Raw genomic sequence first — 20557 nt, 5'->3', positions numbered from 1 at the left:
CACGCTCAGATCGGTCGCACACGTTCACACCTCGATCTTCACGAGCCGGCTGATCCACAGCATGCCGACCAGCAGCAGCACAACCGCGACCCCAAGCAGGTTGCGGCCCGCCGGGGTCGCCAGCATCTCCTGGTAATACCGCGGATTCATCCACTGGATCAGGCCGGCCACAAACAACGGCATCAGGCACAAAACCCAGGCCGACATTCGACCCTCGGCAGCCAGCACGCCGATCTCGCGCTCGAAAACGAAGCGCTCACGCAGCAGCCGCGCGATCTTGTCGAGGATCTCGGACAAGTTGCCGCCGGTCTCGCGTTGGATCAGGATCGCCGTGCTCATCGCCATCAGGCTGACGCTGGGCACCCGCAGCAGCAGATAGCGGAAGGCATCGGCCAGATCGCGACCGTAGTTGATCTCGTCGAACACGATCGAAAACTCGTCCGACAGCGGCGAGTCCATCTCGCGGGCTGCGTAGGACAAGGCCACCAGGAAGGGGTTACCGGCTTTCAGCGCCCGAGTGATGATGTCCAGCGCCTCGGGCAGTTGTTCCTCGAACTTCTTCAGCCGTTTGCGCCGATCGCGGGCAACCTTTGCATAGGGGGCGAGCAGCGCGAGCACGGACAAAGCGGCGGCGGCTCGCGCGTCGTGCAATGCGACCCAGCCGGCCAGCCCGAACACCGCGGCCAGCACCAGACTTCCGAGGACCAGCCGATAGGCCGGAAACAGGCGGCCTGACTGCTCGATCATGATGTCCAGCGCATCCATGCCTGCCAGGCTATCCATCCAACGCTCGAACGGCGACAACTCCTTGAGGTACTTCTCTCGCACCAGAGAAACACTGGCCTCGCCACGATCGCCCGAAAGCTGCCGCAGGCGGCGGCGGATTCGTCGGCTGTCCGCCGCCGCACTGCCCAGCACGGGAATCAGGAACAGCTGCAGCAGTAGCAGCACCGCCCCGAAGACGAACAGCGTGAACAGCAGCAACAGGCTATCCGGCATGGCGTGCTCCGGTACCGTCCACCTCAGTCGCGGTACTCGGCGTCGAAGGTCGACATGTCCACCGGCACACCGCGGCGCTGCAGGATCTCATTGAAGCGCGGCACGATGCCGGTCGCCACGAAGGCACCTTGTACGCGGCCATGTTCGTCGATCCCGCGCCGCTCGAAACGAAAGATCTCGGCAGTCGCAATTTCCCCCTCGAAACCGCTGATTTCGTGGATGCTGGTGACCCGCCGGACGCCATCGGTCATGCGCTCGAGTTGCACGACCACGTGTATCGCCGAAGCGATCTGCGCCCGTATCGTCCGCAGCGGAAAATCGAAGCCCGCCATCGAGATCATGCTTTCGATCCTCGATAGCGCATCGCGCGGACTGTTGGCGTGGATCGTCGTCAAAGAACCGTCATGTCCGGTGTTCATCGCCTGCAGCATATCGAAGGCTTCCTCGCCGCGAACCTCGCCGACCACGATGCGGTCGGGCCGCATTCGCAGACTGTTGCGAACCAGATCGCGCTGCGTGACTTCCCCCTTGCCCTCGATGTTCCGCGGCCGGGTTTCGAGCCGGATCACGTGATCCTGCCGCAGCTGCAGTTCGGCCGAGTCCTCGATCGTGATGATGCGCTCGGAGCGCGGAATATATTGCGACAACGCGTTCAGCATCGTCGTCTTGCCGCTGCCGGTACCGCCCGAAATCAGTATGTTCAGGCGCCCGGCCACGGCCGCCTTCAAAAAGGCCGCCATGGGCAGGTTCAGCGAACGCGTCCGCTGCACCAGGTCGTCGAGCTGCATCCGATCCTTCATGAAGCGCCGGATCGACAGGATGGGGCCGTCCAGTGCCAGCGGCGGGATGATCACGTTGACCCGGGAGCCATCCTTGAGTCGCGCGTCGACCATCGGGGAGGACTCGTCGATACGACGCCCCACGGACGAGACGATACGGTCGATGATTTTCAGCAAATGCTCGTTGGATACGAAACGCAGCGGCGTCGGCTCGAGGCGACCGAAACGCTCGACGTAGATCTGACGACACCCATTGACCAGGATGTCCGACACGGTAGGCTCAGACAGGAGCGGCTCCAGCGGCCCGAGGCCGAGAATGTCATCCTCGATCAACTGGCAGACACGAATCCGCGACTGGGCACTCAGGGGCGCGGACTGTTCGTCGAACAACCGCAGCGCGGTCTCGCGGATCTGCTTGCGCGCCTGCGACGGTTCGACCGTGACGATCAGCGACAGGTCGAGAATCTCCAGGAGCCGCTGGTGTATGCGCTCCTTGAACTCGAGTTCGCGGTCGCTCAGAACGGGCAGGTCGAGGCCGTAGCCCTCGACCGGCGCCGAGGGATCCGCCAAGGCCCGCGTCGGTGCATCGTTATCGCGCGCACTCCGCCGCGGCGACACGGCACGGGACTTGTCCGGGTCCGGTTTGGACTGCCCGAGGAGCCCGATTCTACTGCGTAAATCCAGCGGCGAATTCATCGAAGTCAGGCAGGCCGTTGAGTCCTTGGGGATCCTATGCTAACCGATCCACGGTGTGAGGGCTCTCCCATCCGCATGGCTGCCATAACCGCCCCCGGTTCCAGTCTCAATCCAGAAACGGAAACAGGCGCTGGATGAGGTTTTTCGCGGGACGACGCTGCCGCCCGGTCAACAGTTCGGCCAGCGAGATCAGACCGCGGGAAATCTCGGCATTAGCGGCAAATTCGAGCAGGGGCTGACCGATGTTCGTGGACTGCGCGACATTCTGGTAGTCGTTCGGCAAGGCATAGACATGGTTGAAGCGGAGCGTCTGCTTGAGCTCGGCCAGCGACATCGATGAGCGTTCCGAATAGCGATTGACGACAACGAGCAGCCGCTGGTCCGGCACATTCATGTCGTTCCGGAGAATCTGCAGCAGCCGTTTGGTATCCCGGACGTGCGCGACGCTCTGCTGCATGACCAGGACGAACCGGTCGGCCTCGTCGATGACCCGCGCCAGCACGGGATCGAACAGCCTCGGGATGTCGACGACGATCTGGTCGAACAAGCGGCGCGACAGTTCGATCAGGCGTTTGACCTTGGCCTCCGGTATCTCGCCGGGCAGTGAAATTTCCTGGGAGGAATGCGTCAGCACGCTCAAACCGCTGCGGTGCTTCGACATGTAGGCTTCGAGCGCGACCAGATCGACCTCGTCGATGTCGCTGATCACGCCGGCGGTGGTGTGCGTCGCATGCAGATCGAAATTGAGCCCAACCGATCCGAACTGGAAGTCGAAATCGAATAGCGCCGTGGCGATGCCCAGCTCCGCACTCATGATGTGTGCCACGTTGGAGGCAATCAGCGTCGCGCCGGAGCCACCCTTGGCGTTCATGAATACGTTCAGTTGCCCGTAACGGGAGCCTGATTCCAGCTTCTCCTTGACGACCCGGCGCAGCGCGGCCGCCACCTCGTTGGCATCCGCGGGCCGCACGAAATAGTCGCGCACGCCCGCCTGCAGCGCCTTGCGCATCAGGACGGTGTTGTCCGGCGGGCCGATCAGAAAGATGACGGGGCGCAGATGGAGTGGCGTCTTGCCCAGATTTGCGAGCTCGGCGTCGGGGTCGACCCCGAGTTCCAGCACGACGATGTCGGGCCGAGTGGTCAGATAGCCCAGAGGGTCGACCTCGACCGCGGGAATCCAGAGGCTCTCGATCACGGCATGCGGTATGCCCTGCAGCTCCAGCTGCAGCTTTTTCAGGCTCAGCTCGGAGCGCCCGGCAAGGAATACGGTCAGCGTCTGCTGCGTCATCGATCAGTTGAATCTCGAACGGTCCACGCGAAGCATCGAGGGTGTGGCGCCATGGCCGACCGTGGGAGGAGCCTCGAGGCTGTCGGTGCTGCGCTCAGGATGCGGACATGGGCCCGGTGTCTCATTGCCCACCGCCTCCGCCGCCACCACCGCCGCCGGTGAACTGGCTGCTGTTGGTGACGCTGAAGGTTCGAATGTTCTGCCTCTGGAGAACCGTCAGGCGATAATCCTGCAGGGAGTTGTTGGCCTTGTAGCCGTCGAACCGGGTCACCGGATTCGGATCCGGGTGCGCCGCCGCCTCGGGATCGTAGATCTGTGCCACGAGCGTGTGCCGGGCCGACGCACCCAGCGGGTCGTCAAGCAGCAGGGGATCCACGCTCCACACCGGCGAGCAGCCCGCCGAGCTCGCGGCCGCCGCAGCCAGAGCCAAACAGACCGTCAGACTTCTCTCGCTGGGCGTCGCCATGTCAAGGCTCCTGTTCAGGTTCATCGTCGAGTTGCAGGCCGACCGGCCCTTCGAGTCCGCCCTTCCCTCCTGAGCCCAGGGTTTCCATGAATCGGTTCAGGCTGGTTCCGCGACGCACGGCCCCGTCCATCTTGCCCATCAGATAGAACTCGATATCGTCGGGCTCGACGAAATTATCGACCGGCAGCCGGATCTCGCGCGGATCGATGGGTCGGGTCAGATGTGGCGTCACGAAGATCACGAGTTCGGTCTGGTTGTTCTGGAACTCCTGGCTCCGGAACAAGGCGCCAATGCCCGGAACGTCACCCAGCCACGGAAAGCGGGACGACGCCTCGCGCGTCCGGTTGTTGATCAGGCCGGCAATACTCATCGTCTGGCCGTCATTGAGTTCCAGGGTGGTCGATGCCTGACGCGTGTTGAGCGACGGGATCACGAACTCGTTGCCGGTGGTGCCGACCGCCACTGCAATCGCCGCATCGCTGGATATGTCCGACACCGTCACGTTGGTCTTCAGATTGATGCGCTGTGGATCGAGCACGATCGGCACGAACTCGACACCGACACCAAAAGGCTTGAAGTCCACCGAGATCGCATTGAAGCCGGCGCCGCCGCCCTGACTGACCGGCACGGGAAACTCGCCACCCGACAGGAACGAGGCTTTCTCACCGCTCTGCGCGGTCAGATTCGGCTCGGCCAGAATCTTCAGCAGGTTCTGCGTCTTGGCGATGTCGAGCACGACGTTGACCAGCACATTGTTCCCGAGAAAGTTGAACACCCCGCCGCTGGCGATCGTCTCCAGGGCCTGAGTCCCGACGTTGCGCGAACCGCCGAAGGCGCCGCTTGCCGGCAGTATCGCCCCGCCCGGAATCAGTGCACCGGGCACACTGCCGCCCCCCTGCCCGACCAGGCCCGCCAGAAAATCGCCCTGGCTGCCGAACGTTCGAAAGCGAACATCCATGGTCTTCAACAGGTTCCGGTTGACTTCGGCGACGATCACCGACAGCATCACCTGCTGGGCACCAGCGACGGTCAGCAGGTTGATGACGTTCTGATTCCATTCGACACTGCCCTGGCCGCCCTGGCCGCCTTGCACGGCACCGCCGCCACCCGCAGCGGCACCTCCACCGCCGGCGCATTGCTTCGCGGTCTGCACCGCAAAGCTCCCGGCGATCTTCAGCGCCGCATCCATTCTGGCCAGGCTGGAGACTTGCCCCTTCAGCACGATCCGGCAGGCCGACACGTAGATCTCGATCCCGCGCTCGTCGGGCAGCGCCTGAAACAGCTTCTGCTTCAGGGTATCGAGGTCGTAGATCACCTCCAGATCGAGTGTCTTGAAAACCTGACCCGCCGCGTTCCACAACAGCACATTGCTGCTGCCGAGTTTGTTGCCATGGATCAGTACTTCCCGCGGATTCAGCACGATCAGTTCAGCCACTTCAGGATCGGCCATCGAGATGCGGGCGACGCCTTGCTCGGTCGAGATCACGCGCGCCTTGCGATGGGGGATCTCGATGTGGTCGGAATCCACGTCGCGCATGACGACGCGGCCCTGGGCAACGCCAGAGAGTGCCCCGAGCAGCAGCGACAGGGCTATCCCGCGCCAGAACGACCCCGCGTTGCCTAATGCCACGTTCACTCTATGGCCTGCCCGACCGCGGAAATCGAGTTCAGCAGTTCGGCATGCGGTGCCGCCGGCGTCGGGAGCGGACTGCCACCGGACGAGGCTCGACCACCGCAAGGCCATTGAGTGCATCGCTCCACGACGACCTGACCTTTGCCGGTCCACTCGATGACGGTCAACGCGGGCGGCGTCGGAGCTTTCGGCGCCGGCGCGACACGCGGCGGCGAAACGGTCGCGCGTGGCGCGGCCGGCGGCACGGGGACAGCCGGCACTCGCTGCAGGGGCTGCTCGTCATGGGGATTGCGGAGCGTAAAGCGGAGCGGGCTGCGATGTCCCGCCTGGTCGAGCAATTCCGCCTGCTGCGGGGATACTTCGACCGTCAACGCCCGCACCAGGGCCGGCTGGTTCTTCTCGGGGGAGGCTTCCTGGTCGACCGCAAGCACGTTGACGCCGGACAGCACCGTATAGCTGTCCTTATCTGGGAGGGTACCCAGGATATCCACCTTGTTGCCGGGCAGAATGAATCCGGCAACGCCGGCGACGTCATCCACGCGGAGGCTGATCGCCCGCATCCCCGGCTTGATCATGGCCGACAGGGTACTGCCGCCAAGATAATCACGCAGACGCTCGCGCGTCACGGGCTCGTCGCGCACGAAGCTCCGCTGCGCCACCTTGCCTTCCACCTGCTTCAGATCGGACACAGCGCCGGCCGGCATGGACTGACTGGGCCAGGCGATCAACTTCACATGTTTCGGTTCGATCTTGGCGGCAAAGGGGATGTCGCCAGCCGCGACAACGACCGGCGTCGTCGCAATCTGGACGGGAGCAGGCGCTGCCCGCTGCTCGATGTAACGTTTCGCCATCCATGAGGCGATGCCGGCCATGAGGACCGCCGCCACGAACATGCTCAGGAGTCGCCCGTTCACGTGCGCGTTACTCGCCAATCGCAGAAGCGTAACCGGGCAACCCGCGAGGCACGAGCGCCGAACTCAACCCGCGGCGTCAGCGCCGTGTTCCAGGGATTGGTCGATAGGGTCAGGCGGTGCATCGAATCAGGTCCAGCAGTTCCCGGATCGCGAATATGCGCGCAAAGTCAGCCGACTGCAATATCACGGCCAGCACACCCAAGGTCAACGCCGGCGCCATGGGCATGCGGCGTTTACCCGGGTCGGCAGCGTGGACACTCGCCGGCGATTGGGGCGCCAAGCGCAGCAAAGCCGCCCAGCGCCTCAGTGTCAGCATCCGGTCTGGCGACGCGCCCACGGCCAACACGGCAACTGCCCCGGCCATCAGGGCCGCCCAAACGGCAGCCGTGACAGTGTGGATAGGGCCCAGGAAGGCGCCGGCAGCCGCGAGGAGTTTGACATCGCCGCCACCGAGGCCGGCAAACAGGTAAAGCGGCAGGCTCAGCGCCAAGCCCATACCCATGCCCAAGACACTCGTTACGAGTCCATCGGGACCCGCGAAGCAGAACTGGAATCCGCACCCGCCGAGGAAGATCACGACGTTGAGTCCGTCGGGAATGCGGCGGCTGCGGCAATCGGAACGCGCCGCCGCGGTCAACGCGGCGAGCGTCAAGCAAAGACTGAGAGCGATGGCGGGATGCGCGGGTGGTACATGAGGCAAGCAGGCCTTCCTTGGCCGCAGGTCAGGTCCAGCGACGTGGAACCTGTATGGGTGGACTACGGCGTACCACCGCCACCGAGGCCTCCGGTTGCCCCGGACACGTAGGCGCCGATGTTGCTCAGCGCATTGTTGGCGGATGTTCCGAGGAAGCTGAGCCCACCGACGATTGCAACGACCAGGACGGCGACGACGATCACCCACTCGACGGTTTCCGCGCCCTCTTCGTCGCGGCGCAGCGCTCGCAGTTTCCGGACCAAGGATTTCATTGATTACCCCTCACAAAAAGCTATCATGACCAGCCGGCGCTGCGGAAAGCCACTCAACGCTTTCCCTTTCCGGCGTTGTACCCGCAGCGGCACTCGTTGTCGGACACGCTGCGCCCGCCCCGTCATCGTTCCAAGTGCGCAGTATACATTCTAACTTCATAAACAGAAGGGCTGCGGGAGACTGCGGTCGATGACGCCCGCGCGCACAGCGAGTACCCCGACGCCGAGGTCGGAACGGCGTTTCGCGCTTCCCCTCCCGATCCTGGCCCTGCTGTTCTTCTTCGCGGCCCTGCTGACACACTTCGCTCACGACGGCGACGTTTTCTGGCATATCGCAACAGGACAATGGATCCTGTCCCACGGGCACGTCCCGCATACGGACCCGTTCTCGTTCTCCCGGTTCGATGCCCCCTGGATCGCCCACGAATGGCTGGCTGCCGTCGCCTTCGCACGGGTATTCGATGTCGGCGGCTGGCCAGCGCTGCTGATCCTCGTCGCCTTCTGCGCCGCCCTGTCCTACTCAATCCTGCTGCGTTTCCTGCTGCAGCATTTGCAACCAGTCTACGCCGTGCCATTGACGGCCCTCGCCTTCTTTCTGTCGGTCCATCATTTTCTATTGCGCCCCCATGTGCTGGTCATGCCGTTGCTGGTGGGATGGGTCGGGGCGCTGGTCCACGCCGCGGATGAGAGCCGCCCCCCCCCTTGGGCAAGCCTGGGGATACTGTGGATCTGGGCAAACCTGCACGGCAGTTTCACGTTCGGACTACTGCTCGCTGGTGCGCTGGGGGCAGAAGTGGTGCTGTCCGCGGCAACGGGGCCGGCCCGCAACCGGCTCGCCGGGGCGTGGCTGCGCTTCCTGATTGCCGGCCTGGGCGTGGCACTGCTGACCCCTTACGGCATCCGGGGCATGCTGTTTCCGGCGCTGCTCTATGGCCATCCGTACCTGCTCGACATGATCACGGAATGGCAGTCTCCCGACTTTCACGAACCGCAGGCGCTGGAATTCTGGTTACTGTTGCTGGTGGCCTATGCCTTAACGCAAGGCCTGCGTCTGGCGCCGCTGCGCCTGATCCTGTTGCTGGCTCTGATCCACATGGCACTGCACCACATCCGACACGTCGCGCTGCTCGGGTTGATCAGCCCGCTGCTGCTGGCCGGCCCCCTGCGCGATCAGGGCGCGGAACCGTCTTCGGGCCATCAGGGTCCCGGGTCGTTCAATGGCTTCTGCCGACGGTTCGCCCACGGGCTCAGCCCTCGCTCGGCCGCTTTGGCCAGCATTCTGCTGCTGGCCCTGATCGGCGGCACCTATCGGGCGAACCCACATCCCGACGAGCGGCTGGGTGTCTTCAGAGCTATCGACGTGGCTCGCCAGCACGGTGTCACGGGCAATGTCCTGAACAACCCCGGTTTCGGCGGCCCTTTGATCTTTCGCGGAATCCGGCCGTTCATCGACGGTCGTCTGGATTTGTACGGCGAGGACTTCCTGCGGCGCTATCTGGCTGCGATCAACCTTCAGGACGCCGGCGTCCTTGCCGCGCTGCTGGACGAGTACCGGGTCACCTGGACCCTATTCGATCCCGGGCGGCCGCTGGTTGCCTGGCTGGAGCAGAGCGGCCATTGGCAGCGACTGTATGCCGACCTGTTTGTCGTCGTTCACGTGCGGCGTGGGACGCTTCCCCGAGCTTCTCCGGACGCGACCCGCGATTTGCGTGGCACGCCCGGCATCGGTCCTCCCCGATGAGTCGCCGGGGCCCTCAGCGACAGTTGCCGGGTAGGGCTCGGTGCACCCGCAGACCAAGCAGGGCCTGATCGACAAAGCCATCGGCCGGTGCGTAAGGTATGCAGACCGGTCGTAACGAGCCCGCTCCCGACGAGCGGCGCCAGATTTCCAGGGCACCCAATGCAGTCTGGAGCGTGAAGCCCTCGACTGCCGGAGCGTCGGCCGGCCCCAAAAAATGCGTGACGACGTCGCGGAACGAAGCGGGCGTTTCGCCGGCCGCGCGGAGCTCCGACGGAAAATAAACCGGAACGCGCCGGTGCAGGTAGTAATACCCGCCAGTACCCAAGACTGGCGGCGCAAAGCGTCCATCCTCGTTCGACAGCAGCGCGCCGAGCCCGTGCGCCTGCGACAAGGCCAGGTAGGCGTCGAGATTCGGCGATCGGCCGAGCAAGGGGCCGGCGTCGTAGACCCGCACCTGCCCCGGCAGACGGTAGGTCAGGCCCAGAGCGGAGACGGCGAAGAACACGGCGATCGCCATCAGGGCGCCGCGCCGATCGAGCAACCGTGTGGCAAGAGCGCGTTCCAGCAGGACCGCTGCGGTCAGCCACAGCAGCGGCAACGCCCCCACGACGAAACGGTACTCCTTGTGCGCGATCAGGCTGTGAGTCGCCAGCACGGCAGCCGCACAGACCACGGGCAGCCTCGACACCGATAGGCGCCGAACCCAGCCCAGCGACAGCGGCAGCCAGAGCAAGCCGGCCGAGGTCGCGGAGATGGCACCGGCGTACCACAAGGTAGGCAGCGTGCCGAACCACTCGCTGACATGCATCACTGCGTTCAGGCGGTAGCTGACGATGAATGTCTCGAACCATCCCCCCCAGGTCAACCGGTCGACCGCGCCGGCCAGCAACACGGCCGCGAACCCGGCCGCCGCGGCTGAAGCCGTCGCGCGCACTGGCCATCGGAACAGTCCATAAAGGCCGATGATCCCCACGCAAGGCGCATACTGTGGCCGCAGCACCACGGCCAGCCCAGCGAATAGGCCATACCAGAAGGCCTGCCGCTGCACGGGGCGGGGCTCGGTTGCGAACGCCAGGGACGCCACCAGCGTATAGGTCGCCACGGCTTCGGTCAGCGGCTTGTGAGCGAAGTAGATCAGCTCGTACCAGCCGGCGACCAGCAAGGCCGCCAGCAGGCCGGCCCTCGCTCCGGCAAGATTCCGTCCGGTGCGATAGGCGCTAAAGATCAGCGTGGTCGACAGCGCGCAGAAGACCAGCTTGATGAAGGGAACGTAGAAGCTTGGGGCGTCGAGCTGGGCGGTCTTGCAGAGCCACAGCCAAAACGCGATGAACCCGGGCAACAGCCACGAACGGGCCGCATACCGGAACTCCCACGGAATGTAGCCGTACCCGAAAACGGCCCGATGGCCTTGCTCGAGATACTGGAATATCTCGTCCGGCCAGAGAATGTTTTCGGAAACCAGGGCGACGGCGGCCCGCGCGACGAAACCGCCGAGGATGATGGCCGTCAGGACACGTCGTTCGAGGCCTCCCTGCGCCGAAGCCGGCCAGCCTTGCGCCGAACCGTCACCGGTGGCCGGGGTCGAGGACCCTCGGCCTGCCGCCGCCGTGTTGGACAGCGGTCAATCCAGTGGATCGAAATAGCTCTTGTCGACCCCGCATTCCGGGCACACCCACTCGTCGCTGATGTCCTCCCAAAGGGTTCCCGGTGCGACACCCGAATCGGGATCGCCTTCGGCCTCATCGTAGATGTAGCCGCATGCAGAGCAGATGAATTGTCGTGTATCCGCCATGTTGACTCCTCAGGTCGTAGGGCAGCACCGGGCCAATTGACCGCCCGGAACGTTGAGAGTTGTGGGTTGTGGTTACGCGTCAGTCGACCTTTTGGCCTTCGATCACGGCCCGCAGGTCCTGTTCCTGATCCTTGGACAAGGAGCTCTGCATGACGCGGGCGCGGCCCGTGAACTCGCGCAAGCCCTCGATCAGCTTGTCCGCGGTCACCTTTCGCAACAGGACGAACAGCGCCGAGGTCCCCGGTTTGAGCCCGTCGCCAAGGTCCTTCATGAAATCGTCGTTGATCCCGATGTCGGTCAGCGAAGCGCTGATCGCGCCGGCTCCTGCCCCCACCGCCGCACCGAGCAGCGGGTTCAGAAACAACAGCCCGATGAGCATGCCCCAGAATCCGCCGCCAACCGCGCCCTGCGCGGTCAGGTTGACCGCCTGGTCGAGCCGGACCTTGTCATGTTCGTCCTTGTGGACGACCACGACATCTTCCATCTCGATCAGATAGCTTTGCTGCATACGGCTTAACGCAGCGCGCATGGCATAGGCAGTCGTGTCATCATCAAAGGCAAAGACGATCAGTTCGCTCATGTCAGGGAAACTCCGTGGCTATCGTTTCCGGCATCGGGCCGGCGGGGCGATTATCGCAAATGCCGCGCGCCGTGCACACGCCGCAAATGCGGCGCGGCCACCGAACTTTTCTGCCTGCTCAGGGGTCTGCACACTTGGCGACGCGCTTGACGCGCGCGCTTGCGAAGTCCACCGCGGTGACTCCCATAACAACAAAACGCAGCCCCGCCGATGAACCATTTGTTACCTCGCGTTAAAGACGTGTTCAACCGTCTGAACGGCGACAATTTGGATCTACTCCAGTCAATCTACGCTCCCGATGTCGAATTCGAGGACCCGATGCACCGACTTCAGGGGCTGCCGGCACTAACCGGCTACTACCGTCGCCTTTACGAGGGCGTGAAGACCTGTCGCTTCGATTTCGATCAGACGATCGAGCAAGGCAATCAGGCCGTCCTGACCTGGGTCATGCACGTCGAGCATGAGCGCTTTCGCCGTGGCGAGATCATCACCCTGGCCGGCGCGAGCCACCTGCGCTTCGACGCGCGGATCAATTACCACCGGGACTACTTCGACATGGGCGAGTTCCTCTACGAACGGATCCCGGTGCTATCCGCCGTGATCCGGCACATCAAGCAACGGCTGTAGGCACCGGCGGAGCGTATTTTGAGAATAGCGATCATCGGCAGCGGTATTGCCGGCCTGACCTGCGCGCACGAGCTTCATCCGCGAGCCTCCGTGACCGTGTTCGAGGCGGCCAGCTACGCCGGCGGCCACACCCGCACGGTGGACGTGATGACCGGGCAGGACCGCGTCGCGATCGACACTGGCTTCATCGTGTTCAACGACCGGACTTACCCCAACTTCGTCCGACTAATGAACGAGTGCGGCGTGGCCTCGCAGCCCACCGACATGGGCTTCAGCTTCAGCTGCGCCCAAACCGGCCTGGAGTACAACGGTCACAGCCTCGCGACCCTGTTTGCACAGCGGCGCAATCTTTTCCGCCCGTCGTTCCACCGGATGATCGTGGACATCCTCCGCTTCAATCGGGAGGCGCCGCGGGCCCTGGAACAGCCGGCCTCTGATGCGACCCTCGGAGACTACCTGGCCGAACAGGGTTACCACGGCGAATTCATCGACCACTATCTGGTCCCGATGGGATCGGCCATCTGGTCGGCCGAACGCGAGCGCACGCTGCAGATGCCACTCTCGTTCTTCGTCCGTTTCTTCGTGAACCATGGCCTCCTCTCACTGCGAGACCGCCCACAGTGGCGCGTGATCCGAGGGGGCTCGCGCGAGTACGTGAAGGCTTTGTCCGCCCCGTTCGCCGATCGAATCCGCTTGAACTGCCCGGTGCGCACCGTGCAACGATCCAAGCGAGCGGTGACGGTCACCACAGCCGCGGGCAGGGAAGCTTTCGACCAAGTGATTTTTGCGTGCCACAGCGATCAGGCACTGCGGCTGCTAGCCGATCCAACCGATGCCGAGCGGTCGATACTAGGTGCCCTGCCTTACCAGACCAACGATGCGGTGCTGCACACTGACCTGCGACAGATGCCTCGCCGAAGCCAGGCGTGGGCCGCCTGGAACTCCCGCCGGAGCGCCGGCGCGCACCGATCCTTCGCGGTGACCTATGACATGAACCGCCTGCAGGGCATCCGCAGCCCAACGCGCTACCTGGTAACGCTGAACCCAAGCGACGACATCGAGCCGGACCGAATTATCGATCGCGTGACCTTCCACCACCCGCTGTTCACGCGCGAGGGCATGCGCGCCCAGCAGCGCTGGTCGGAGATCAATGGCGTGCGACGCACCTGGTTTACCGGCGCCTATTGGGGCTACGGCTTTCACGAGGACGGAGTCTCCAGCGGCCTGCGGGTCTGCCGCGCGCTCACCGGCCTCGCTCCCACAACATGAACAGCTGCCTCTATCGCGGCACCGTCATACACCGGCGTTTCGTGCCGAGCCGGCATGAGTTCCGCTACGGTCTGTTCATGCTGTACCTGGATCTCGACGAGATCGATCGCATCTTCGACGACTATTGGCTTTGGTCTGCGTCGCGTCCCAATGTGGCTTGGTTTCGGCGGTCCGATCATCTGGGCGACCCCGGCGAGCCGCTGGCCGAGACGGTGCGTCGAACCGTCCAGGCGGCTACCGGACACCGGCCCGAAGGGCCGATCCGTTTGCTGACCCACCTTCGCTACTGGGGCTACTGCTTCAATCCTATCAGCATCTACTACTGTCTCGGGGCCGACGGTCAGTCGCTGGACGCCGTGCTGGCCGAGGTTACCAATACCCCCTGGAAAGAGCGCCACGCCTATGTGATCGTGCCTCCGACCGAGGGCGAACCGGCGCGCCGGCGCTTCGCCAAGGCGCTGCATGTGTCGCCCTTCCTGCCGATGACCGTCGACTACCTGTGGCAGAACAACCGGCCCGACGACAGACTCACGGTGCATATGAAGGTGTGTCGCGACGCGACCGTGTTGTTCGACGCAACCCTGGCCATGCGCCGGGAACCCATCGACGCCTGGAGCCTGGCCCGAAGCCTCTTGCGCTTCCCGCTGATGACGCTGCAGGTCATCGGTGCGATTCATTGGGAAGCGGCGCGACTGTGGCTGAAGGGAGTTCCGGTCCACACCCATCCGGACAGAATCTAGCCCGCCCCTGACTGACCCGCGTCTACGGACCCAAACCCCTATGCACAATACCCCTGGACTTACCGCATCGGCCGCCGGCGGCACGCGGCGGAACACTTGGTTTCGAGGCTTGTTGCACGCCCGCCTGCGCCATTTGACCGACGGCCAGCTCCGGCTCGAAGACGACCGTGGCTGCGTGGAATTCGGCCAACCGACCGAACGGTGCGGGCTCCGCGTGACGGTACGGGTGCACGACCTCGCAGCCTACCGCCGCATGGCGCTGCGTGGCACGATAGGCGCCGGCGAAAGCTTTATGGATGGCGAGTGGAGCAGCGACGACCTCACCGGTCTGATCCGGATTCTGCTAGTCAACCGAACCGTCATGGAGGGTATGGAAAAGGGCCTCGCGCGCCTGGCTCATCCCCTTTTCAGGGCATACCACTGGCTCCACCGCAACACGCTACGAGGCAGCCGCAGCAATATTGCCCAGCATTACGACCTCAGCAACGAGTTCTACCAGCTCTTCCTCGACGAAACGCTGATGTACTCCTGCGCGGTGTTCCCGGCCCCCTCGAGCACTCTTTACGAGGCTTCGGTGGCCAAGAATGATCTGATCTGTCGCAAACTGCAGTTGAAACCGGGAGACCATCTGCTCGAAATCGGCACCGGCTGGGGTGGCTTTGCTCTCCATGCGGCCCGGCATTACGGCTGTCGCATCACGACCACCACCATTTCGGAGCGGCAGTGGGACCTGGCAACCCGTCGTATCGCCGAATCCGGGCTGTCGGATCGCGTGACGGTGCTTTTGCAGGACTATCGGACACTACAGGGACGTTACGACAAGATCGTCTCGATCGAAATGCTGGAAGCAGTGGGCCACGCCTATTACGACACCTACTTTCGCCAGTGCAGCGAGTTGCTGGCACCCGATGGCCTCATGCTGCTGCAGACCATCACGATCGCCGACCGCACTTTCGAGGCGGCGAAGCATCGCGTCGACTTCATCCAGCGCTACATTTTTCCGGGGGGCTGTCTCCCCTCGGTCGCCGCGATTACGCAGTCGCTGGCCCGACACACCGACCTTGCCGTGTTCCATCTCGATGACATCGGTCCGCATTACGTCACAACCCTGCAGCGCTGGCGTGACCGCTTCATGGATCGGCTCGACGCGGTCAAGGCCCTGGGCTTCTCCGATCACTTCATCCGCATGTGGCTCTTCTATCTTGGGTATTGCGAAGGCGGCTTTGCCGAGCGCGCGATCAGCAACGTCCAGATGTTGCTGACGAAGCCTGAATGCCGCCGCGCAACGCTGGCAGCGGTCGCGCCGTGACGGACTTGCCCTATAGCCAGCTTGCTACCGCCTGGCTGGTATGCTCACTGGGCTTCACCGCGCTGTGGTGGCACCAGCGCCGCACGGCCAATGCCAACGCAGTGGACGTCGGCTGGGCAATCGCGATCGGCACGCTCGCGGCGATGTATGCGCTGCTGGGCACCGCTTCCGTGCCGATGCGGGCGCTGGTCGGTGTGCTGCCCGCATTGTGGGCGATGCGGCTCGCCCGGCACATTCACCAACGTTCCGGCCATGCCGTGGAAGACAGTCGATACCGCTATCTGCGCGCCCACTGGTCCGAACGGACCCAGGCGAGGTTCTTCGTCTTCTACCAGTTTCAGTCACTGGCCGCCGTGCTCTTTTCCCTACCATTTTTCGCGCTGGCCAACCAGCCCGGAACCTTGCAGCCGGGGCAGTGGCTACCGGCGATGGCGATCTGGGTCATAGCCGTGACCGGGGAAACCATCGCGGACCGTCAACTCACCGCGTGGCGCGGCCAGCCCGCGAAGGCGGGATTGACCTGCCGCGCCGGACTGTGGCGGTATTCGCGCCATCCGAACTACTTTTTCGAGTGGCTGCACTGGTGCAGCTACGTACCGCTGGGACTGGGCACCGCTGCTTGGTGGGTACCGCTCGCCACCCAGGCGCTGATGCTGCTGACCCTGCTTCACGGGACAGGGATCCCCCACGCCGAGCGTCAGGCCGTGCTCAAACGCGGCGATGACTACCGCGCTTATCAGGCAACCACCAACGCGTTCTTCCCATGGTTTCCGAAATCCAGACCCCGCTGACGGCTTTCGCCATCGAACTGATGGAACGTAGGCTGCTCCCCGAGACCGCGATCCGCGCCGGGATACGTCGTCTGCTCCGTCAGCGTCTCGCCGAACTCGCCCGAGAAGGCACCGACGGGCAGCAGCGACTGCTCAAGGCCTTGTCGAGCGGGCCCATTGCGGTACACACGGACGCGGCCAATGCCCAGCATTACGAGGTGCCGGAGACCTTCTTCGAACACGTCCTCGGCCCGCATCTCAAATACAGTTCCGGCTTTTGGCCCGAAGGCGTCGGCGGGCTGGCGGCCGCGGAAAGCGCCATGCTGAAGCTGAGCTGCGACCACGCCGCCATAGAGAATGGCATGGACGTGCTCGAACTGGGGTGCGGATGGGGATCCCTGACCCTGTGGATGGCGCAGCAGTACCCCGAGGCGCGCATCGTCGCGATGTCGAACTCCGACTCGCAGCGGCGCTGGATCGATGCTCAAGCCGCCGGCCTGGGTTTGTCCAACATCGAGTGCATCACCGCGGACATCAACGATTTCGACTGCGACCGCGCATTCGATCGGATCGTCTCGGTCGAGATGTTCGAGCATGCCCGCAATTACCGGCTGTTGTTGCAGCGGGTCGCGGGCTGGCTGCGGCCCAAAGGGAAGCTGTTCGTGCACGTCTTCGCCCACCGCGACTGGGCCTATCGTTTTGGCGCGGAAGGCACCGATGACTGGATGGGGCGCTACTTCTTCACCGGCGGCACGATGCCGTCACATGCGCTGCTGCCGACCCTGGCGGCGCCGCACCTGACGCTCGAAGGCGAGTGGCGGCTCAACGGGCAGCACTACCAGCGCACGCTGGAAGCCTGGCGACAGCAGCACGAAGAACACCGCAATCGAATTCTGCCGGTCTTCCGGGCCGTTTACGGTACGGACGCGCAGCGGTGGTGGCAGCGCTGGCGGATCTTCTTCATCGCCTGCTCCGAACTGTTCGGCTACCGCAACGGCGAGGAATGGGGAGTCTCCCATTACCGCTTCGCGCGCCCGTCGAAGGAGCGCTGACCCATGCCCCGCGGCTGGGACGACGGCTCGCTTCAGCGCCAGGCATCCGTCGTGATCAGCACATCGACGCCGGCGTCGGGAACGATGGCCGCGATGGGCAGACGCTCCCCGGACCGCCATGCCGCGACCGCATCTGCCTTGCCAGCGCCGTTGACCAAGATCATGACCTCGCGCGCATGCGACAGACGATTGGCGCTAACCGAAACGCGCTCCGGCGGCGGCTTCGGCGCTCCGCGAACCGCCAGCGCCATCGGGTCGTCCATCCGCTGCCCCCAGTTCTGCCCAGGAAACAGGCTCGCGGTATGACCGTCTTCGCCCAACCCGAGCAGTACCAGGTCGAATGAACCCACATGCTTCAATACTTCGTCGTAGGCACGGGCACCCAGATCCGGCCCGAGTTCCGCCGGAATCGGGAAGATCCGTTCGGCACGCAGCGGCACGTGCGTCAGCCACGCGTCCCGAGCCATACGGCTATTCCGCTCGGGATCATCGACTGGCAGGCAACGCTCGTCACCGAAATAGACGGACCATCGGCTCCAGTCGGTGACGAGGGGCACAAGCCGCTTGTAGAGCGCCTTGGGGGTGGTGCCACCGGCCAGTACGATGCTGAACTCACCGCGCGCGAGAATCGCGTGTTCTGCCATCCGGTGGATCGCACTGACCGCACGGTCGACCAGTTCCGCCGTGTCTGGATAAAGGTGCCAACGAAGGGTTTGACTGGTTTGCATAGACCTTCCGACTTGCTGTGAAAAGGGATGATCAAACGGCGAGAACGTGACCACGCTGCATCGGTGTCCGCCCAGTCCGGCCGATCAGGACACGCTGCATCGACTCTAGCCGCGATGGCCATCCGGCAAGAGCGACTCCTCGGCCAACTGGAACCCGTCCCTGCCGGCCTCTTTGGCTCGGTAAAGCGCTCTGTCTGCCATGGCCACCAAATCGTGGGGGGGCAGGCTGGGATCGCAATGGCGCACCGCGACACCCAGGCTAAGCGTCACGCGAGTGGAGGTGTCGGCGGTGATCGCCGCGGCATCCAGCCCTCGCACCGCCTCGCACAGACGCTCGGCATGCTGCATGGCCTGCGGCATCGACAGCCCCGGCAGGATGACCGCGAATTCCTCGCCCCCGTAGCGCGCGACGAGATCGCCGGGGCGGCGGCTATTCAGCAACAGCAACGCACCGACCGAACGCAGGCACTGATCGCCGGCCGGGTGGCCGTAACGATCGTTGAAACGCTTGAAGTGGTCGACATCGGCCATGATCAGCGCCAAGGTGTCGCCGGTGCGGCACGCACGGCGCCACTCCTCCTCGAGATGCTGATCGAAGGCCCGTCGGTTGGCCAGGCCCGTCAGCGGATCGATCGCCGCCAGGCGTCGCAGCAGGTCAGCCTGACGCTTGATCGTCAGGTGCGCCGAGACCCGGGCCAGGACGATCTCGGGCTGAAAGGGTTTGGAAATGAAGTCGACGGCGCCCGCCCGGAGCGCGGCGACCTCGGTCTCCGCGCCGCTGTGCGCCGTGACGAAAATCACGGCCGGTGGCACCGTCGGGGCATCCTCACCGCGATCTCGCAGTGCCGAGCACACTTCGAAGCCGTTCATGCCCGGCATTTCCATATCCAGCAAGACCAGATCCGGCCCCCACTCGCGCACGATGGAGAGGCCCTGCGATCCGTCGATGGCGTGCCGTATCTCGCCCTCCGTCTTCAGCAGGCCGCTCAGGATCTTGATATTCGTGATGTCGTCATCGACGACCAGGATGCGGGCGGGGGAATCGAACATCGGTTTCGCCGTCACAAACCCTTTTGACATGCCAGTACAGATGCCGAATCGGTGGCGCTAGAAACGGGCGGGACGGCGGGCGCCGAGCCCACGCGCCGCCGCATGCCCCGCGTTGAGGCGATGCCGAGGATCATCTTCCTCGCGTGCATCACCGGTCGACCAGGATCAAACGCCGGTTTCGGTCGTCGATCGTCACCGTGAACCGACTCAGGAAACTCATTCCCAACAGACGGAGATCGCCGAGGCGGCGGTCCTCGACGAAGGAGACGGCCACGTCCTGCGCGAGCTTGGCACCGACAGCCACCGCGGGCAGGGTCGCCAGCTTCACGGGCACGGAACCGCTCGCCGTCTGCGAGCGGGCGTCGGCCAGATCCTGCGCCCGGAACCCCAGCGCCTCGATCATCGACGACGGCAACACGAGATTGCTGGCGCCGGTGTCGATGATCAAGGTCGTGTCGATCACTCGGCCGTTAGGCCCCGTCAGGGACGCATCGACCCGATGATGGACGCCGTCGCGCCGCAGCGTGACGGCGGGTGCGGACTCCGCCGCCGGAGCTTCCGGCTTCGCACCGATGATTACCACCTTCTCGATCCGATGGGCTTCCGCAGAGACCAACAGATAGTTGTACCGCTGCAGCAACTGGCGAATCTGGCCGGACAGGTCTCCCGTGGGCAGTCCGTCAACGGCATCGCCCGGCGCAAGGTTTTCCAGCCCCTGGAGGGCGAACTGATGACGTCGTGAGAGCGCTTCGAGCACTGTGCCGAGTTCGGCCGCCGGCGCCGGCACCGCGACCATCAGACACCATACGACGACCGGGAGCAGCGGGTAGCGACGCCGCGAACGACCGCTAGCGGGTCGCGGTGGGACGGGCGGCATAATCACGTTCGTTGCGGTTCCAGACGGAACGGCCGTAGAGATAGCCTACGTAAGCCCAGACGATGGCCGCCAGTATCACGCGGAAGGTCGCATTACCCTCTAGGCTCCATGGGCTCCCGAACTGCCGGTAGTGGAATACGGCCAGCGAGAAGCAGCACATGAAACCACCCCAGCGCAATACACCGTAAGACCAGATGAAGCGGCTACGCCCCAGTGTTCTCAGGCGCGCCCAGTGCTCCAGGCGATTGCCACAGGCATTGTCCGATCGATTGAACATCAGG

General features: G+C 64.2%; 22 protein-coding genes. 7 read left to right on the top strand and 15 right to left on the bottom strand.

The window, feature by feature from the left end; genetic code table 11:
- Positions 1-24: 24 nt before the first annotated feature.
- The 8 genes from ACW73L_RS01455 to ACW73L_RS01420 all read right to left on the bottom strand — a co-directional run bounded on the left by ACW73L_RS01455 (position 25) and on the right by ACW73L_RS01420 (position 7741).
- A complete protein-coding gene (locus tag ACW73L_RS01455; protein ID WP_129882428.1) occupies positions 25-999 on the bottom strand; it encodes a type II secretion system F family protein in 975 nt (324 codons plus the stop codon).
- Between the two features lie 23 nt (positions 1000-1022).
- Positions 1023-2474: a TadA family conjugal transfer-associated ATPase gene (locus ACW73L_RS01450; protein ID WP_498919557.1), complete on the bottom strand. Its 1452-nt coding sequence runs from the start codon at positions 2472-2474 to the stop codon at positions 1023-1025.
- A gap of 106 nt (positions 2475-2580) precedes the next feature.
- Positions 2581-3762, bottom strand: a complete 1182-nt coding sequence (locus ACW73L_RS01445) for a CpaE/TadZ family protein (RefSeq protein ID WP_498919556.1) — start codon at positions 3760-3762, stop codon at positions 2581-2583.
- Between the two features lie 121 nt (positions 3763-3883).
- Positions 3884-4228 carry a hypothetical protein gene (locus ACW73L_RS01440; RefSeq protein WP_498919555.1) on the bottom strand — a complete coding sequence of 115 codons (345 nt, stop codon included), beginning with the start codon at positions 4226-4228 and terminating at the stop codon, positions 3884-3886.
- A 1-nt stretch (position 4229) separates the two neighbouring features.
- Positions 4230-5858 (bottom strand): type II and III secretion system protein family protein, encoded by a 1629-nt coding sequence (locus ACW73L_RS01435; RefSeq protein WP_498919554.1) that lies wholly within the window; start codon positions 5856-5858, stop codon positions 4230-4232.
- Between the two features lie 2 nt (positions 5859-5860).
- Positions 5861-6775 (bottom strand): Flp pilus assembly protein CpaB, encoded by a 915-nt coding sequence (gene cpaB, locus ACW73L_RS01430; RefSeq protein ID WP_498919553.1) that lies wholly within the window; start codon positions 6773-6775, stop codon positions 5861-5863.
- 109 nt (positions 6776-6884) lie between these two features.
- On the bottom strand, positions 6885-7475 hold the full coding sequence (locus ACW73L_RS01425) for an A24 family peptidase (RefSeq protein ID WP_498919552.1): 591 nt from the start codon (positions 7473-7475) through the stop codon (positions 6885-6887).
- A gap of 56 nt (positions 7476-7531) precedes the next feature.
- Positions 7532-7741, bottom strand: coding sequence for a hypothetical protein (locus ACW73L_RS01420; RefSeq protein WP_162560089.1), 210 nt, complete (start codon positions 7739-7741; stop codon positions 7532-7534).
- A 190-nt stretch (positions 7742-7931) separates the two neighbouring features.
- Between ACW73L_RS01420 and ACW73L_RS01415 the strand changes: the two genes are divergently transcribed.
- On the top strand, positions 7932-9482 hold the full coding sequence (locus ACW73L_RS01415) for a hypothetical protein (RefSeq protein ID WP_498919551.1): 1551 nt from the start codon (positions 7932-7934) through the stop codon (positions 9480-9482).
- 13 nt (positions 9483-9495) lie between these two features.
- Here the strand turns inward: ACW73L_RS01415 and ACW73L_RS01410 are convergent, their stop codons facing one another.
- From ACW73L_RS01410 to ACW73L_RS01400, 3 genes are all read right to left on the bottom strand, one after another.
- Complete coding sequence (locus tag ACW73L_RS01410; protein ID WP_498919836.1) at positions 9496-10980, bottom strand: glycosyltransferase family protein; 1485 nt, start codon at positions 10978-10980, stop codon at positions 9496-9498.
- A 123-nt stretch (positions 10981-11103) separates the two neighbouring features.
- Positions 11104-11274, bottom strand: coding sequence for a rubredoxin (locus tag ACW73L_RS01405; RefSeq protein WP_498919550.1), 171 nt, complete (start codon positions 11272-11274; stop codon positions 11104-11106).
- Between the two features lie 79 nt (positions 11275-11353).
- A complete protein-coding gene (locus ACW73L_RS01400) occupies positions 11354-11854 on the bottom strand; it encodes a DUF1269 domain-containing protein (protein WP_498919549.1) in 501 nt (166 codons plus the stop codon).
- A gap of 210 nt (positions 11855-12064) precedes the next feature.
- Here ACW73L_RS01400 and ACW73L_RS01395 point away from each other — a divergent pair, with 210 nt between their 5' ends.
- From ACW73L_RS01395 to ACW73L_RS01370, 6 genes are all read left to right on the top strand, one after another.
- Entirely contained in the window at positions 12065-12481 is a 417-nt protein-coding gene (locus ACW73L_RS01395; protein WP_498919547.1) for a nuclear transport factor 2 family protein, read from the top strand.
- Positions 12482-12499: 18 nt separating this feature from the next.
- Positions 12500-13750, top strand: coding sequence for an NAD(P)/FAD-dependent oxidoreductase (locus ACW73L_RS01390; protein WP_498919546.1), 1251 nt, complete (start codon positions 12500-12502; stop codon positions 13748-13750).
- Positions 13747-14490 carry a DUF1365 domain-containing protein gene (locus tag ACW73L_RS01385; protein ID WP_498919544.1) on the top strand — a complete coding sequence of 248 codons (744 nt, stop codon included), beginning with the start codon at positions 13747-13749 and terminating at the stop codon, positions 14488-14490. The genes ACW73L_RS01390 and ACW73L_RS01385 overlap by 4 nt, the downstream gene beginning before the upstream one ends.
- A 109-nt stretch (positions 14491-14599) precedes the next feature.
- On the top strand, positions 14600-15799 hold the full coding sequence (locus tag ACW73L_RS01380) for a class I SAM-dependent methyltransferase (RefSeq protein ID WP_498919542.1): 1200 nt from the start codon (positions 14600-14602) through the stop codon (positions 15797-15799).
- Entirely contained in the window at positions 15763-16590 is an 828-nt protein-coding gene (locus tag ACW73L_RS01375) for a DUF1295 domain-containing protein (protein ID WP_498919540.1), read from the top strand. Before ACW73L_RS01380 ends, ACW73L_RS01375 begins: the two co-directional genes overlap by 37 nt.
- Positions 16563-17621: an SAM-dependent methyltransferase gene (locus ACW73L_RS01370; protein WP_498919539.1), complete on the top strand. Its 1059-nt coding sequence runs from the start codon at positions 16563-16565 to the stop codon at positions 17619-17621. The genes ACW73L_RS01375 and ACW73L_RS01370 overlap by 28 nt, the downstream gene beginning before the upstream one ends.
- A 32-nt stretch (positions 17622-17653) precedes the next feature.
- Here the strand turns inward: ACW73L_RS01370 and pgl are convergent, their stop codons facing one another.
- The 4 genes from pgl to ACW73L_RS01350 form a co-directional block, all read right to left on the bottom strand.
- A complete protein-coding gene (gene pgl / locus ACW73L_RS01365; RefSeq protein WP_498919538.1) occupies positions 17654-18349 on the bottom strand; it encodes a 6-phosphogluconolactonase in 696 nt (231 codons plus the stop codon).
- 105 nt (positions 18350-18454) lie between these two features.
- The gene (locus ACW73L_RS01360) at positions 18455-19399 is read right to left on the bottom strand and encodes a GGDEF domain-containing protein (RefSeq protein WP_498919536.1); all 945 of its coding nucleotides are present in this window, start codon (positions 19397-19399) and stop codon (positions 18455-18457) included.
- 148 nt (positions 19400-19547) lie between these two features.
- Positions 19548-20195 carry a retropepsin-like aspartic protease family protein gene (locus ACW73L_RS01355; protein WP_498919535.1) on the bottom strand — a complete coding sequence of 216 codons (648 nt, stop codon included), beginning with the start codon at positions 20193-20195 and terminating at the stop codon, positions 19548-19550.
- Positions 20196-20247: 52 nt separating this feature from the next.
- Complete coding sequence (locus ACW73L_RS01350) at positions 20248-20553, bottom strand: hypothetical protein (protein WP_165370055.1); 306 nt, start codon at positions 20551-20553, stop codon at positions 20248-20250.
- Positions 20554-20557 lie beyond the last annotated feature (4 nt).

This window comes from Methylolobus aquaticus, assembly GCF_054172105.1.
This window is presented reverse-complemented; position numbering and strand designations above follow the sequence as displayed.

Excerpts from the sequence above, each read along its gene's own strand:
- ACW73L_RS01455 (WP_129882428.1), bottom strand. The coding sequence starts at position 999 with ATGCCGGATAGCCTGTTGCTGCTGTTCACGCTGTTCGTCTTCGGGGCG.
- ACW73L_RS01450 (WP_498919557.1), bottom strand. The coding sequence starts at position 2,474 with ATGAATTCGCCGCTGGATTTACGCAGTAGAATCGGGCTCCTCGGGCAG.
- ACW73L_RS01445 (WP_498919556.1), bottom strand. The coding sequence starts at position 3,762 with ATGACGCAGCAGACGCTGACCGTATTCCTTGCCGGGCGCTCCGAGCTG.
- ACW73L_RS01440 (WP_498919555.1), bottom strand. The coding sequence starts at position 4,228 with ATGGCGACGCCCAGCGAGAGAAGTCTGACGGTCTGTTTGGCTCTGGCT.
- ACW73L_RS01420 (WP_162560089.1), bottom strand. The coding sequence starts at position 7,741 with ATGAAATCCTTGGTCCGGAAACTGCGAGCGCTGCGCCGCGACGAAGAG.
- ACW73L_RS01415 (WP_498919551.1), top strand. The coding sequence starts at position 7,932 with ATGACGCCCGCGCGCACAGCGAGTACCCCGACGCCGAGGTCGGAACGG.
- ACW73L_RS01405 (WP_498919550.1), bottom strand. The coding sequence starts at position 11,274 with ATGGCGGATACACGACAATTCATCTGCTCTGCATGCGGCTACATCTAC.
- ACW73L_RS01400 (WP_498919549.1), bottom strand. The coding sequence starts at position 11,854 with ATGAGCGAACTGATCGTCTTTGCCTTTGATGATGACACGACTGCCTAT.
- ACW73L_RS01395 (WP_498919547.1), top strand. The coding sequence starts at position 12,065 with ATGAACCATTTGTTACCTCGCGTTAAAGACGTGTTCAACCGTCTGAAC.
- ACW73L_RS01385 (WP_498919544.1), top strand. The coding sequence starts at position 13,747 with ATGAACAGCTGCCTCTATCGCGGCACCGTCATACACCGGCGTTTCGTG.
- ACW73L_RS01375 (WP_498919540.1), top strand. The coding sequence starts at position 15,763 with ATGCCGCCGCGCAACGCTGGCAGCGGTCGCGCCGTGACGGACTTGCCC.
- ACW73L_RS01370 (WP_498919539.1), top strand. The coding sequence starts at position 16,563 with ATGGTTTCCGAAATCCAGACCCCGCTGACGGCTTTCGCCATCGAACTG.
- pgl (WP_498919538.1), bottom strand. The coding sequence starts at position 18,349 with ATGCAAACCAGTCAAACCCTTCGTTGGCACCTTTATCCAGACACGGCG.
- ACW73L_RS01360 (WP_498919536.1), bottom strand. The coding sequence starts at position 19,399 with ATGTTCGATTCCCCCGCCCGCATCCTGGTCGTCGATGACGACATCACG.
- ACW73L_RS01355 (WP_498919535.1), bottom strand. The coding sequence starts at position 20,195 with ATGGTCGCGGTGCCGGCGCCGGCGGCCGAACTCGGCACAGTGCTCGAA.
- ACW73L_RS01350 (WP_165370055.1), bottom strand. The coding sequence starts at position 20,553 with ATGTTCAATCGATCGGACAATGCCTGTGGCAATCGCCTGGAGCACTGG.